The organism is Oleiharenicola lentus (assembly GCF_051660365.1).
GTDB classification, from domain to species: Bacteria; Verrucomicrobiota; Verrucomicrobiia; order Opitutales; family Opitutaceae; genus Lacunisphaera; species Lacunisphaera lenta_A.
Map to the genome: position 1 here is coordinate 422,102 of NZ_JBOZXB010000002.1, position 12,741 is coordinate 434,842.

The following is a 12,741-nucleotide window of genomic DNA, read 5'->3' on the forward strand; positions in this document are numbered from 1 at the left end:
AGTTAGCGCAGCAAACGATACAACTCGATGGGAAGCGAGTCGATGACTTGGATGTGAGCTGCGACCACATGAGCAGCTGGAATCAAAAGATTGAAACCCCCGATCAAAAGCATCGCGCGCGGCGCGATTTCTTGATGGCGACGCGCGAAGCTCAGGCAACCCGCGAGGATCAAAGGAGACGCGATGGCCACCGAGCGACTCATGTCTGCAGCGAGTAAGAAAGATATCCCGAGAGTCGTCGCAAACACTCCGAGCACAAGCAGTGCGCGGAAACGGGATAAATCAAACAACGCGCAAGCGACTGCCAGCCACGCTGCGCGCAGCCCCATCCACCAAGCCAGGGGAGCGAGTGGCAACAAGCCCACGCTATAGGCGATTTGGGTGTGCAAAAAACCAGTGGAGACATTCGCAACTGCCGGGTTTTGCGTCGAGATCAGGAGGCGGACCGCCGCGTAGGGCAGCAGCCAAAGAGCGTTGAGTAAATGGACGCCGAACACGGGCTCATTGCGATCGAATCGGGCAAGCAACCACGCGACGGGAAATCCGATGATGAAACGTTCGTCGATCCACGGGCAGAGCAGACAGGACAGCGGCACGGCCCAACGTGATTTGCCAAAGGAGACGGCGAGCAACCCGAGCCAGACCCACGAATCGTTCATACCAAGCCAACCGACCGGCACTAAAACAGCCGAGGTAGTGGCAAACAAAACCGTGCCGCCAAGAACGAATCGATAATCGTTCAGCCCACGCCGTAGCAGCACGGAAACATAAATCACATTGGCAAGGATGCCGGCCCACGGAATCACGAACGGAGTGTAACCCGGCAGATGCAGGACGTGGGCGACAAACGGCGGCAAAAGACGCCAGGCCATCGCGGGTTCGATGTCGCGCCGGAGCGGATCGGCGCACTGCTGCAAGAAAGTGTTTCCGCGTGACCATTCAAAAGACCCAGCCGTGTATTCCTTCATCAACCACAAATGCGGCGCGAAAAAGAAAACACTTAGCGCGACCGCGAGAATTGCGATGCCGATGCATCCCCGGGTCGTAACTTGAAATGACTCGCCTGAATGAGCGGAAAATAAACTCATTTCAATTGTTCGAAACGCGGCCATCGAAATGTCCGCACGTTCCCTTCCACCTGATTTTCGCGGCGGGAGAACTCCATGCGCGATAGGTGACCCACGCCTTCAATTTACGAAGGGTGGCGGCAAACGGGCTGATGGGCGGCCACGGGTTGGCGTCGTGCGTGCTCAAAACCTGCATCCACGATTTTTGAATGCCGTAGTTCAAGCGGGCAAAATATCCCGCACTTAACCGGCCTTCCGGAATCAAATGGATAAGCTGCAGTTCGGGAAAATAGGCGACCTCCCAACCCGCGCGCATGACATGAAACACAATATCGTTGTCGCCGCCCGAAGTGAGTTCGGTGCCACGACGATCGCTGAGTTTACTCGCTCCGTTTTGGGCCAGCCACGTTTGGATTGCCTCGCGTCGCAGTGCCATGCCCGCCCCAATGGGCGCAAAGTCGGGGTATTGATTTTTGGTTTCCCCAGGCGCGCGAAGGCCGTTCGAAATTAACAAGCGATCGCCCAAGTCACGTAGCGCGAGTAAGGGGAAAAATTCCGTAGTCCAAGCCGCCGGCGCGATTTCGAATTCCGGCACCGACTTTCCGCCGAGCGCTCCGACATGCGCGTGAGACTTAAACAACATGATCACGCGTTCAAGGTAGTCTGGCGCGAGGACGTTATCGTCGTCGGCCATCACGACGTATTCGCCACGAGCCTCCTGAAAACCGCGCCGACGCGCGCTGGTCAGGCCGAGATTATTTTCGCGCACGATGCGGAGATTTTCGGGCGCGGAATCAGCAGCGAAGCCCACGGGCGGCGTGGAAGCGTTGTCGATGAGCAGGGTTTCCCATTGATCGTGCGGCAGGCCTTGCGCGCGGAGGCTGGCCAGAGTGCGCCGCAACCGCTCCGGGTGCGGATTGTGCGTGGGGACGATGACGGTCAGCGCGAGGCTCAAGTGAAGAGGGGCCTAGGCCGTGGGTTTAAAACGCTGCCGTTGCACCGTGGCAGGAATGCCATGCGCGATCGTGCCAGCCGGGAGATCTTTCGTGACGACCGATCCCGCTCCGACCACGCAACCATCGCCAATGCAAACACCGCCGAGCACGGTGACGCCCGCGCCCAGCCAGACGTCGCGGCCAATTTTGGTCGGCAAAAGCATGTCTGGTTTCGAACGAATGAGTTCGGTGTTTTCCGGAACGGTGTGGTTCGACGAAAAAATCCGGCAATGCGGCGCGACCAATGAATGTTCGCCGATCTCAACCCCGCCGTGGCCGTAAACCACCACGCCGACGCCGAGATGAACATGCGCGCCGAGCCGGATACTGCCTCCGTAAGGATACAGCACGACGTCGCGCAGCAAGGTGCAGCCTTCCTTCAGTTCGATCCGTCCCCGGCGTTCCGATGTCCCGCCGGGCATGAGGTCACAGTTTTTGCCGATGAAACAATTGTTCTGAATCTGCGCGCCCGCCGCGCGCGAGAGAAAGATCCGCCAGCGCGAACGTAGCGCGCGGTAACGATGACCAACGCGAGCGGTGAAAGTGAGGTTCATGCGGCGGCAGGTTTGGCGCGTTGGCCGGGTTTAAATTTCAATGCCGGTCCTTCCACGAATCGCCAGCTGAGCAATGCCACCGGAGCCGTCGCCAAGAGGGCGAGGAGAGCATACCAAGTAAAGCCGAGGTGATGTGCTCCAAGCAGGGCAAGCAATTGGCAAATCGGATAGTGGTAGAGGTAAAGACCGTAGCTATAATCCCCGCGCATCTTTTTTTCCCACGCCTTGAAAGGAAGCATTGCCGCGAGCGCAAAAACCACCGGCGGTATGAGCAGCGGGGAAACCCACGCCTCAGCGGACGTGAACCACGAAGCGACCAAAGCCACCGCGCACGGAAGCGCGAACGGCCACGAGCGGAGACGTTCCGTGATCGTCGCGGGAGCGAGCCCCCACGCAACCCCCGCGAGAAAGTGCAGCACTTCGCGTTTGCCCGACGTATCGAAAAGCCGACCGATCACCGTCGGAAAGAATTGCGGAGCCACGCACCAGATGGCGTGCAACGCAAGAAACCCGAGTAAGATTGCGAGGCCCGCTGCGCGGCGCCGATTCAACAACGTCAACACCCCGAGGCCGCCGACCATAAGGTAGCAGGCGCCTTCATAAAAAAGCGTCCAAAGGCTGCCGTTCCAGTCGCCCGGCATGGGCATCGGCCCATTGGGTAATCCGCCGACATTTACTAATGAGCGCGGCTGGATCAAATTGGAGACGACGTAACGGATTTGATCCGAGAAATAGCTGGGTAGCGGCGCATCGGGCGACGGGTTTAACCACCACGCGAGAGGCGTGAGAATAAAAGCGGTGACCGCAAGGCATACCCACAAACCGGGAACGAGTCGGAGTGCACGCTTTGCAACGTAGGAAAATAGCGACGGCGATCGGCGAAAACTTTCCGAAACGAGCAGGCCGCTGATCACAAAAAAGCCGTGCACCGCCAATGGACCCAGTGCGGCGTGTCCCGTGATGCGCGCAAGCGGCTCCGTTCCGAAGCCGCCGAGATAATGCGCGTGCGAATAAACCACCATGGCTGCAAGCGCGAGTCGGAGGAAGCCGAGCGCATCCTCGCGACTGGCAGCGTTTGACGCAGTAAGCGGAGTGGAAGTGGACACGGACGGGATCGACGAGTTTACCGGCGACGGATACGCTGCTGAATAGCGAGCGTCGTGATGGGCGGAAGCACGGCTCGAACAGCGCGCAACAACGGATTGTTCGTGGTTGGCACGGTGCGACCGAGTGAACTCGCCAGCGCGAGCGCGGATTTCGCCGCCGCTTTCTCGCCGAGCGCGAGCAACTGTTCGGCCGCGCGCTCGGCTTCACTGGCGATAGTGGCCGAGACGCGACGCATCGCGGGTTGTTGGGAATATTTTTCGAGCGCGGCGAGACGACAGCGCCAGTTGCGCCGATAATCGTGGCTGAAACTGGCCGCGTTGCGCAGTGACCACGTGAGCACTTCCGGCATGTGACGCCAACGCGCGCCGTTGAGCGCGAGGCGGAAATGCACATCGGCATCTTCCCACATCGCGAGCGTTTCGTCACAGCCACCAATCTTGAGCCACGCAGAGCGACGCACGAGGGAGTTGTTCAGGCCCATGGGATGCGCGAGCAAATGCTCGGCGGGATCTCGGGCGAGGGCGTCGACATCATAGCGCCACGCCACGTGGAGTGCTTCGTCTTCTTCGCCGATCCAATCAGCATCGCAGCTCACGACATCGGTTAAGTCATCGGCCAGCGGCCCGAGTTTGCGCAAGTAGTCGGGCGAAATGCGATCATCGGCATCGTGAAAATGAATCCATTCCGTCTGCGCGGCCTCGACCAAGCGATTGCGTGCCCGGGAAACTCCGCCGTTTGCGTTCGGAGTCAGAATTGTGAGACCGAGCGACCGAGCCACAGCGACGGTGTCGTCCGTCGAGCCGTCATCATAAGCGAGAACCTCATCAAATGAGACCGACATCTTGGCAACGTTCGCCATCAGTCGCGGCAAAAACCGCGCGGCGTTGTAGCAAGGAATGAGCAGGGTGGTTTGCGCGCTCACGAGGAATTGGCGATGGCGTCGCGGTAAATAGTTTCCTGAAGCGGTCCGATTACAGACGGGGCATAACGGCTTAACACCACTTCGCGCGCGGTTTTTCCGAGACGGGTCCGCAATTCGCCGTCGCGGAGCAAGCGCATGATCGCTGCGGCTAAAGCGTCGGGATCGCTAGGCGGAATTAAAAGGCCGGCGGCTGGTTCGCCTTCAAGCATGTCGCGCATCCCGCCGGTGCGCGTGCCGATGATCGCGCGGCCAGCGGCCATGGCTTCAAGGCAAGCGTTGGGGAAATTATCCCAAAGACTCGGAAACACGCAGATATCCACACGGGTGAGATGCGCGGTAATTTCTGCCGGCGAGAGATAGCCGCGATAGTCCACAGCGTGGTTCCACGGTGCGAGTTTTTGGCGGAGCCAGTGTTCCGTGTCGCGATGTGTGACCACGGAGCCATTTTTAAACGCCCGCAACGAACAGTCCTCAAACGGCGAGTCCCCGGTCTTGCCGGCGAACACAAAACGCACTTTCGGAAATTCCTTTAACACTTTCGGAATGGCCGCTGCCAACGTGTGCACACCTTTGAAAGTCGTGATGCGTCCGTGAAACGAAATCACTTGGTCGCCGGGAGCGCGCGAGATTTGCGTGAGTGTGGCCGGCGCTTCATAGGGATAAGGCAGCCGTGCATAACGCTTCGCGGGCAGCTTCCACTCGGCTTTCAATATCTCGATCAAGTCACGCGAAGGCGGCACGATTTTGCGCGCATGGGCGGCGACGGCGCGTTCGGGGTCGCTGGTGTAATCGTAATCATCGCGATGGGTGAGCAACTGCATCGCCCAACGCATCGTGAGCGCCGGATTACGGTCGAGTCGCAGGCGTCCCGGAAAATGCCGCAACCCCATTAGCACTCTCGCGCGCGCGCTGATGGGCGTGTGCTCGATACGTCGGGCGAGAAAGAGTGGCGTGTGCGCGCGGAGGATCATCGGCACGTCGGGATAAGCCGCCGCGATGTCGCCGCCTTCTGCGTAGAGGTCAGGCACCTCGACAAGGTCGAAAGCGAGAGCCGCGTGCCGTTGCGCAAACGAGGGAAGGACAATGCGGCTAAATTCTTTTCGATCCGGGCACGAGATCCGATGAAGGAAAACGCCTTCGCGATTCGAAGATTCAGTCGCCACGCCTCCTGAAAAAACTTCAATGTCGTGTCCGCGGGCGGCGAGCATTCCCGCCGCTTGCCGAACATAGGCACCGATGCCGCCATTGGTTTCGGGGGGGTATTCGTAACTGACAAAAGCGATCCGCATCACGCGTCGCGGCGAAGTTTACGCACAAGTTTGGGCAGTAGCGGCGGAGTGAGCTCACGTAACAGGTGCTTCACGCTTGAGGACTCCAATTTTTTTTCAGCCTGCGACGCTGGCAGCAAACCGCGACGATTCAGCGGATCGGCGCACCATGGATAGGAAAGCATTTCCATTACGGCAGTGCGGTGCTCGGATGGGCACCGAGCGACGCGTTGCGCAAATTCAGAATCGAGTGAGACGCCGAGTGCGGCGCTCTTTTTAAACAACCATTCGGTTGTGCGCTCCATGTGCGCATGGATATCCGAAAGGGAAAAAGTCCGAAAGTCCTGCGAGGGATGCGTGCGAATAAAAACTTCCGGCAGCGGCTGGAACACGAGACTCCCATGCTCCAGCAGCGCGACGATGAGCAATCGGTCGTTGTCGAACGGATTGTCCAGATCGTAAACGTAGGTGCTGGCGCGCAATGCCTCCGTTCGCGCGATCAACGTCGAATACCTTCCGGGCGTTCCGGGAATGCAGGCGAGTAATGCTTCGGCGCGCGTCAGAGCCCACGGCTGCATCATGGCCGGAAAACCGCCACCAAACCACATCATGAGATTTGAATCACACTTGAGGGGCGCGCTCTCGCCCGTAACGTCAAAAAACGAGGAGAAATAAACGGCCGCATCCGGATTTTTTTCGAATGCGCGTAATCCGTTGGCGAGATGTTGCGGTGACCACCAGTCGTCGTCGTGCAGAATTGCGGTGAAGGCGGCCGAAGCTGCTTGTGCGTAAGCCTTCGCGTGGGCCAGCGCTTTCAGCGGGGGATCGCGGAAAACGTAACGAATCGGCAGCTGAGCAAACTTCCGGCAGATTGCTTCCGATGCGCGACTGCCCGCGTTTTCCGAAACCAGAACTTCCTTGATCTGCGATAAGGCCGTCTGACTCGCCACCGAACGCAGCGCCGTTTCCAACATCTTCGGACGAGCCGTCGTGGGGATTACGACCGTGATCATACCTTGGGCAAATCGGATACAGCCGCTGCGTTCCACAGCAGCAGTGGGCGCACGCAGCCATTCATCACACCGCCGTATTCTTCGCGGCCAATGCCGGTCTCGTTAACGCAAAACGAAATGGCCTCGGTCTTCAGCACCTGAATGTTGCTTACATCGGTGATCAAAATGATGCTCAGCGTGTAAAGGCCGTCGTTCAGGAAGTTTGCCGGGAACGTGACCGAGTGACGATAACGGCCGGGTTGGAGAACCTCGCTTTTCGCGGGGCCGGAGCATAGCACCCAGACGCCTTGCTTGTCGAACAAGTGAATGCTCGTCGTGGCATTGGCGGACTGGCCGAGAACGGAGAAATCATACTCCACGGTGACCTCGCGATCGATGCGCACGTCGGATGCGACTACGCCTTCGCTCACGATCCTCGCTTCGTGCAACCGCATTTTGGAGTTGCCCGCGGTGGCATCGTCGGCGGCCCATTTGGTTTCGCCAAGGCGTTCTGCGCCGGACTGGACGTAAGCGGTGACCACTTGGGAAACCGGGCCGACGTCTTTTACGCGACCGCTTTCGAGCAGGATTGCGCGTGAACAAAGATTGGCGACGACGCCCATGTTGTGACTGACGAATAGAACGGTGCGGCCTTCGTTGCGCGATACGTCCTGCATTTTGCCGAGGCACTTCTTTTGGAACTGCGCATCGCCCACCGCGAGCACTTCATCCACGATCAGAATTTCGGGGTCAAGATGCGCCGCGACCGAGAAAGCCAGGCGCACATACATGCCGCTGCTGTAGCGTTTCACTGGAGTATCGAGAAAGCGCTCCACTTCAGCAAAGGCCACGATCTCGTCGAATTTCCGGCGAATCTCCACGCGGCTCATACCGAGGATGGAGCCATTGAGAAAAATATTCTCGCGACCGCTCAGTTCCGGGTGAAAGCCAGTTCCGACTTCCAGCAGGCTCGCGACACGGCCGCGCAGCGCGATCCGGCCTTTAGTGGGTTCGGTGATGCGCGAGAGCACCTTCAACAGCGTGCTTTTGCCGGCGCCGTTGCGCCCGATGATGCCTACGACCTCACCCTGATTGATGTCGAAAGAGACATCGCGCAACGCCCAGAATTCCTCCTTTTCGAAATCCGTGCCCCAGCGCACTTTTCTCCACAGCTTACGCGCGCTGTGCTGCAAGGTGTCGCGCAAGTTGTCGTGTCGCGACTCATGCTCGAGCACGTAATGTTTACTGACGCCGGCGACCTCGATGATGGGCTTGCTCATGGAAAATTAGATGAGGTCTGCGAATTCTTTTTCAGTTCTCCGGAAATACCAGATGCCGGAAATCAGCAGAATGGCGCCGACGACGACGGAGATGCCCAATCCGGTGAGATCCAGACCCGTGCGACCGCCCAAGAGCGACCAGCGCACACCGTCGACCACTCCAGAGAGCGGATTAAGGGCAATGATTTCCTTCCAGTTTGGCAACGTATCGGTGCGGTAGCCGACCGGGGTTACAAAAACACCGATCTGCAAAATGAATGGGGTGATAAAGCGAAAGTCGCGAAAACGCACCGTCAGTGCCGTAACCCAAAGGCCGGCGCCCAACGCGATGACGAGCGCCAGCAAAACAAAAAACGGCAGCGCAAGGAGGTGCCAACCCGGCCAGCCGACCATCACCACCACGAACGGCAGGGCGAGCGCGAGCATCACCACAAAATCCACGAGCGCGACGGCGAGCGCGGAGATCGGCACGATCAAGCGCGGGAAATATACCTTGCTGATCAGGTGGGAGTTTCCAACGAGGCTGTTGCCGGCGCCGTTGAAAGCGCCGGTGAAAAGCTGCCACGGCAGCAGTCCGCAGAGCACCAGCAGCATATAAGGCACGCCGCCCGAAGGCATGTTGGCGAGGCGGCCAAATACAAAGGTGAGCAAAACGGTCTGCACCGCCGGCTGGATCAACGCCCACGCGACGCCAAGCGCGGCCTGTTTGTAGCGGACTTTGATATCGCGCCACGCGAGGAAGCCGGCGAGTTCGCGGTAGCGCCAGAGGTCGCTCCAATACTGGCGGCTGGCGCGACCGGCTTCGAGCACGAGTTCGGTTGTTTGCGGATTGGCCATGGTTAGTTCAACGCGGCACGCAGCCGTTCAGTGAAAGCAGGAAAAGCAAATGAGTCAGCGTGAGCGCGCACCACGTCGGAGTTACGTGGCTGACGCGCGAGGTCACTGATCGCAGCAGCGGTGTCGGGGACATTGCCGTAGTCGACGAGCAATCCAACGGACTCGTGGATGACCTCCGGGGTGCCGCCGGCCCGGGCGCCCAGGCAGGGTTTGCCGTAGGTCATCGCTTCGAGATAAACCAAACCGAACCCTTCACGGCGACTGGGCAACGCGAAGATATCGCACGCGGCGTATTCCTCGCGCAGCGCCTCGTCGCTGAGCGCGCCGAGAAATTCCACGGCGCTTCCGATTTGCAAACGGGCCGCGAGCGCTTGCAGGCGCGGCTGATCGTCACCGCGACCGACGATCCGCAATTGCGCGAAGGGAAATTCCCGACGCACGAGCGGCATCGCTTCGATGAGAATATCGATGCCTTTGTAAGTGTCGGTGCTGCTCAGGCGCGACACGGTGAGAATCCGCGGATGGGCGAAATGGTTGGCCGCCGGCGCAGCGCTGTCTCTCTGCGAGATAAAGGGATCGAGTGTGTTTGGCACGACCACGATGCGGGACGGCGAAAGTTCGGGCGCGAAACGTAACACTTGTCGACGGGTGTATTCGCTGATGGCGAGAATTTTTTCGGCATTGCGCAAGGCGCCGCGCTCCAGTCGCGAATACGGGCGCCAGATTTCGATGCCGTGCGCGACGAGGTAAATTTTCACCTTTGGGTTAAAACCTTTCGCCAAGCGCGCGAGGGCCAAGTGATGCAAGTGTCCGCAGACGATGACGTCGGCGCGTCGGTCCAACCGGATGATCTCGCGAATGAATCGGAATTTTTTGCGGGCACAGCCGAGGTGTTCCCCGAGTCGACTGTTCGTGTAGCGCGGCAAACGAGGATCAAGTGTCGGCTCATCGTTGAGCACGAGGGAATCGACGCGGTCATTGGGGCCGGCGATTTCACACAGCGCCTTTAAGTAAAGCCGCATGATTCGCGCGATGCCGCCATCGGCGAGAAACAGCTCGGGAGAAATCAGCAGGATGTTCACGGCGTGCCGCGGCGGTTGGCGAAAGCGATGAGCACAGCGAGCGTCCACACGCGCGACCACGAATGCGTGCCGCGTTTGTTTTTGAAATCATGCCACACGGCCATCGTGGTCGAAGCGTCGAGCCACGGGCAGTTCGCCAGCGAGGCGGCGGAAAATGTTTCGTCGAGAAATGGCCGCAACTCCGCGACCATCCAGTGCGCGAAGGGCAGCGCGAAGCCTTGTTTGCGCCGGTTGCGAATTGCGGCGGGCACGACATCGCTGGTAGCGTCGGCGAGGGCGCGTTTGATGATGCGCGGGTCGTATTTGAAATGCGCGGGCTGCGGCCACAGCCACTCGAGCAGCACTTTGTCCACGAAGGGCACGCGTAATTCCAACGAGTGCGCCATGCTGAACACATCGCTGTCGCGTAGTAGCGTGTCGGCCATGTAGGTGCGCAGCTCCCATGCGCTGATGATTTGAAACGGATCCGCGCCGAGGAGTTCGCTCGTGAAATCGTCGAGCATCGGATGATTCGCACCGAGGCGCTCGGCTTGGGCGCGAGCGTCGGGCGAGAGCAGAGAGAGGCGCACATTTTCCGGCAGCACGCGACGTTGCAGCGAAGCGAGTTCGTGCAAGTCACGTCCGTAGGCGAGGAAGTCGGCGAGTTTCCGCGCGCGCGTGCCGGGGCGCGTGCGCAGCGTTTCGATGATGCGGCCTTTGATTCCCGTCGGTAAACAACGCCAGAGTGGCAACACGCGTTGCAGACGCGGCAAATCGCGGAACGACGGATAGCCGCCGAATAATTCGTCTCCGCCGAGCCCGGAAAGTGCGACGGTGACGCCGCCGCGAACCGCCATCTGGCTCGCGTAGTAAGTGTTGATGCCGTCGCCCGTGGGCTGATCGAAGCTCGCGAGGATTTTTGGCAAATCCGCCGCCACGCGCGAGCCGGTGAGGACATCTTCGTGATGCTCGGTGCCGAAGGTCTGGGCCGCGAGCCGCGCGCTGGATTGTTCGGAGAAGCCGGCTTCGCCGAAGATGAGCGAAAACGTTTTGAGTTTCGTCGCTCCGCTGCGCGCCATCAGGCCGACGACCGCGGTGGAGTCCATCCCGCCCGAAAGAAACGCGCCCACGGGCACGTCGGCTACGCGGTGGGCGCGAATGGAATCATCGAGCTGGTGGCGCAGGCCGTGAATAAATTCGCTGTAGTTCGTCGTGACCCGTCCGGGTGCTTTGGGCGCGGGGAGATGCCACCACGGTTCAGTGCGCACGCGCGTGCCGTCGGCCTGCAAGCAGTGGCCGGGAGGTAGATTGGCGATGCCGCGATAAATCGTGCGTGGTGCCGGCACCGTAAACCAAGCGAGGTATTCGCCCGCAGCCAGCGGATCGATCTCGCGTGGCACGTGATTGCTGGCGAGCAGCGCGTTGAGCTCCGAGGCAAACGCGACGCCGCCGTTGGGCAGGCGCGCGTAATAAAGCGGTTTGATGCCCAGCGGATCGCGGGCGGCGAACAGCGTTTTTTCGCGAGCGTCCCACACGGCGAACGAAAACATTCCGCGAAGGCGTTGCAGGCATTTTGGCCCTTCGTGCGCAAAGGCCGCGAGCAGGACTTCCGTGTCGCAGTTGGTTTTGAACTCCCAGCCCTTGGCGCGCAGTTCGGTTTGCAGTTCGCGGTAGTTATAAATCGCGCCGTTGAACACCAATGCGAACCGTCCGTCAGGACTCACCATCGGCTGGTGGCCATTTGTCGGATCGATGATCGCGAGACGACACATGCCAATACTCGCGTCGCCGTCAGAAAAAATCCCGCGATCGTCCGGCCCGCGGTGTTGCTGCCGCGCGACCATGCGACCGACCGCGTCTTCGCGCGCGACGAGATCAAGCTTGGGCGCGATGATGCCGGCTATGCCACACATGGGGTGAAATCACTAGTCAAAGCTTCGCCGGGTCGCTTCAGTTCAAATGACGAGGCGGCCGACACCGTTTTATGTTCACTTACTTGCACCCGATGAGCCGCGTAAACGGCTCTTCGAAATGCAATAAAACGGCGCGACTCAAGGCAATGCCGATTTCCCGCAAATCCTTAGAAACAAATGGCTTTACTGATTTCTTGCGATTGCTCGCGAGATGTGACCAACGACACCAAATGCAGGCCGAATTCCACCGCAGTGCCGGCGCCGCGTGAGGTGGTGATTTTACCATCGGTAACGACTTTTTCGGCGCTCAGGATGTGCGCTAGCTCGTTCGCGACCGAAAAATGTGCGGTGTAACGTTTTCCAGCGAGCAGCCCGGCATCGTTGAGCACGGTGGGTGCCGCACAAATTGCGGCCAGCCAGCGACCGGCGGTGTGATGTTGGTTAACCACTTCGCGGACGCGCGGATCGCTCCGCAGATGTTTCACGCCGGCCCCACCGGGCAGGAAAACGAGGTCGAAAAGCTGATCTTTGACCGCGGAAAGTGGTTTGTCCGCGTGGGCGGTGATGCCGCTGCGGCCCGTGGCGTGGCAGTTTTCGTTGAGCGAAGCCACGGTGACCTCGACTTTGGCGCGTCTGAGTAAGTCGACTGGGGCAAACGCTTCGATTTCTTCAAATTCATCGGCGAGTAACACGAGAACGGTAGGCATGCGAAAAACCAAACGTGAACCCGGCTTTTCGCGACTCA

The 12,741-nt window shown here is 59.6% G+C and carries 12 protein-coding genes; all 12 read right to left on the reverse strand.

From position 1 onward, the window contains the following. Nucleotides 1-2 precede the first annotated feature (2 nt). The 12 genes from ACRRQW_RS16470 to ACRRQW_RS16525 all read right to left on the reverse strand — a co-directional run bounded on the left by ACRRQW_RS16470 (nt 3) and on the right by ACRRQW_RS16525 (nt 12,703). Nucleotides 3-1,088, reverse strand: a complete 1,086-nt coding sequence (locus tag ACRRQW_RS16470) for a hypothetical protein (protein WP_438482693.1) — start codon at nt 1,086-1,088, stop codon at nt 3-5. Nucleotide 1,089: 1 nt separating this feature from the next. Beyond that, a complete protein-coding gene (locus ACRRQW_RS16475) occupies nt 1,090-2,022 on the reverse strand; it encodes a glycosyltransferase (protein WP_438482694.1) in 933 nt (310 codons plus the stop codon). A gap of 12 nt (nt 2,023-2,034) precedes the next feature. Then, entirely contained in the window at nt 2,035-2,616 is a 582-nt protein-coding gene (locus ACRRQW_RS16480) for an acyltransferase (RefSeq protein WP_438482695.1), read from the reverse strand. Then, nucleotides 2,613-3,722 (reverse strand): acyltransferase family protein, encoded by a 1,110-nt coding sequence (locus tag ACRRQW_RS16485; protein ID WP_438482696.1) that lies wholly within the window; start codon nt 3,720-3,722, stop codon nt 2,613-2,615. Before ACRRQW_RS16485 ends, ACRRQW_RS16480 begins: the two co-directional genes overlap by 4 nt. Before the next feature lie 17 nt (nt 3,723-3,739). Continuing rightward, the gene (locus ACRRQW_RS16490) at nt 3,740-4,645 is read right to left on the reverse strand and encodes a glycosyltransferase family 2 protein (protein ID WP_438482697.1); all 906 of its coding nucleotides are present in this window, start codon (nt 4,643-4,645) and stop codon (nt 3,740-3,742) included. Beyond that, nucleotides 4,642-5,934, reverse strand: coding sequence for a glycosyltransferase family 4 protein (locus ACRRQW_RS16495; protein WP_438482698.1), 1,293 nt, complete (start codon nt 5,932-5,934; stop codon nt 4,642-4,644). Before ACRRQW_RS16495 ends, ACRRQW_RS16490 begins: the two co-directional genes overlap by 4 nt. Next, a complete protein-coding gene (locus ACRRQW_RS16500; protein ID WP_438482699.1) occupies nt 5,934-6,926 on the reverse strand; it encodes a glycosyltransferase family A protein in 993 nt (330 codons plus the stop codon). Before ACRRQW_RS16500 ends, ACRRQW_RS16495 begins: the two co-directional genes overlap by 1 nt. Continuing rightward, nucleotides 6,923-8,185: an ABC transporter ATP-binding protein gene (locus ACRRQW_RS16505; protein WP_438482700.1), complete on the reverse strand. Its 1,263-nt coding sequence runs from the start codon at nt 8,183-8,185 to the stop codon at nt 6,923-6,925. Before ACRRQW_RS16505 ends, ACRRQW_RS16500 begins: the two co-directional genes overlap by 4 nt. A gap of 6 nt (nt 8,186-8,191) precedes the next feature. Further along, a complete protein-coding gene (locus ACRRQW_RS16510) occupies nt 8,192-9,022 on the reverse strand; it encodes an ABC transporter permease (RefSeq protein WP_438482701.1) in 831 nt (276 codons plus the stop codon). A gap of 2 nt (nt 9,023-9,024) precedes the next feature. After that, complete coding sequence (locus ACRRQW_RS16515) at nt 9,025-10,104, reverse strand: glycosyltransferase family 4 protein (RefSeq protein WP_438482702.1); 1,080 nt, start codon at nt 10,102-10,104, stop codon at nt 9,025-9,027. Further along, the gene (gene asnB, locus ACRRQW_RS16520) at nt 10,101-11,996 is read right to left on the reverse strand and encodes an asparagine synthase (glutamine-hydrolyzing) (RefSeq protein ID WP_438482703.1); all 1,896 of its coding nucleotides are present in this window, start codon (nt 11,994-11,996) and stop codon (nt 10,101-10,103) included. The genes ACRRQW_RS16515 and asnB overlap by 4 nt, the downstream gene beginning before the upstream one ends. Before the next feature lie 167 nt (nt 11,997-12,163). Continuing rightward, nucleotides 12,164-12,703: a DJ-1 family glyoxalase III gene (locus ACRRQW_RS16525; protein WP_438482704.1), complete on the reverse strand. Its 540-nt coding sequence runs from the start codon at nt 12,701-12,703 to the stop codon at nt 12,164-12,166. Nucleotides 12,704-12,741: the final 38 nt, after the last annotated feature.

Coding starts and splice junctions, on each gene's coding strand:
- ACRRQW_RS16505 (WP_438482700.1), bottom strand. CDS start 8,185: ATGAGCAAGCCCATCATCGAGGTCGCCGGCGTCAGTAAACATTACGTG.
- ACRRQW_RS16510 (WP_438482701.1), bottom strand. CDS start 9,022: ATGGCCAATCCGCAAACAACCGAACTCGTGCTCGAAGCCGGTCGCGCC.
- ACRRQW_RS16480 (WP_438482695.1), bottom strand. CDS start 2,616: ATGAACCTCACTTTCACCGCTCGCGTTGGTCATCGTTACCGCGCGCTA.
- ACRRQW_RS16495 (WP_438482698.1), bottom strand. CDS start 5,934: ATGCGGATCGCTTTTGTCAGTTACGAATACCCCCCCGAAACCAATGGC.
- ACRRQW_RS16470 (WP_438482693.1), bottom strand. CDS start 1,088: ATGAGTTTATTTTCCGCTCATTCAGGCGAGTCATTTCAAGTTACGACC.
- ACRRQW_RS16500 (WP_438482699.1), bottom strand. CDS start 6,926: ATGATCACGGTCGTAATCCCCACGACGGCTCGTCCGAAGATGTTGGAA.
- ACRRQW_RS16525 (WP_438482704.1), bottom strand. CDS start 12,703: ATGCCTACCGTTCTCGTGTTACTCGCCGATGAATTTGAAGAAATCGAA.
- asnB (WP_438482703.1), bottom strand. CDS start 11,996: ATGTGTGGCATAGCCGGCATCATCGCGCCCAAGCTTGATCTCGTCGCG.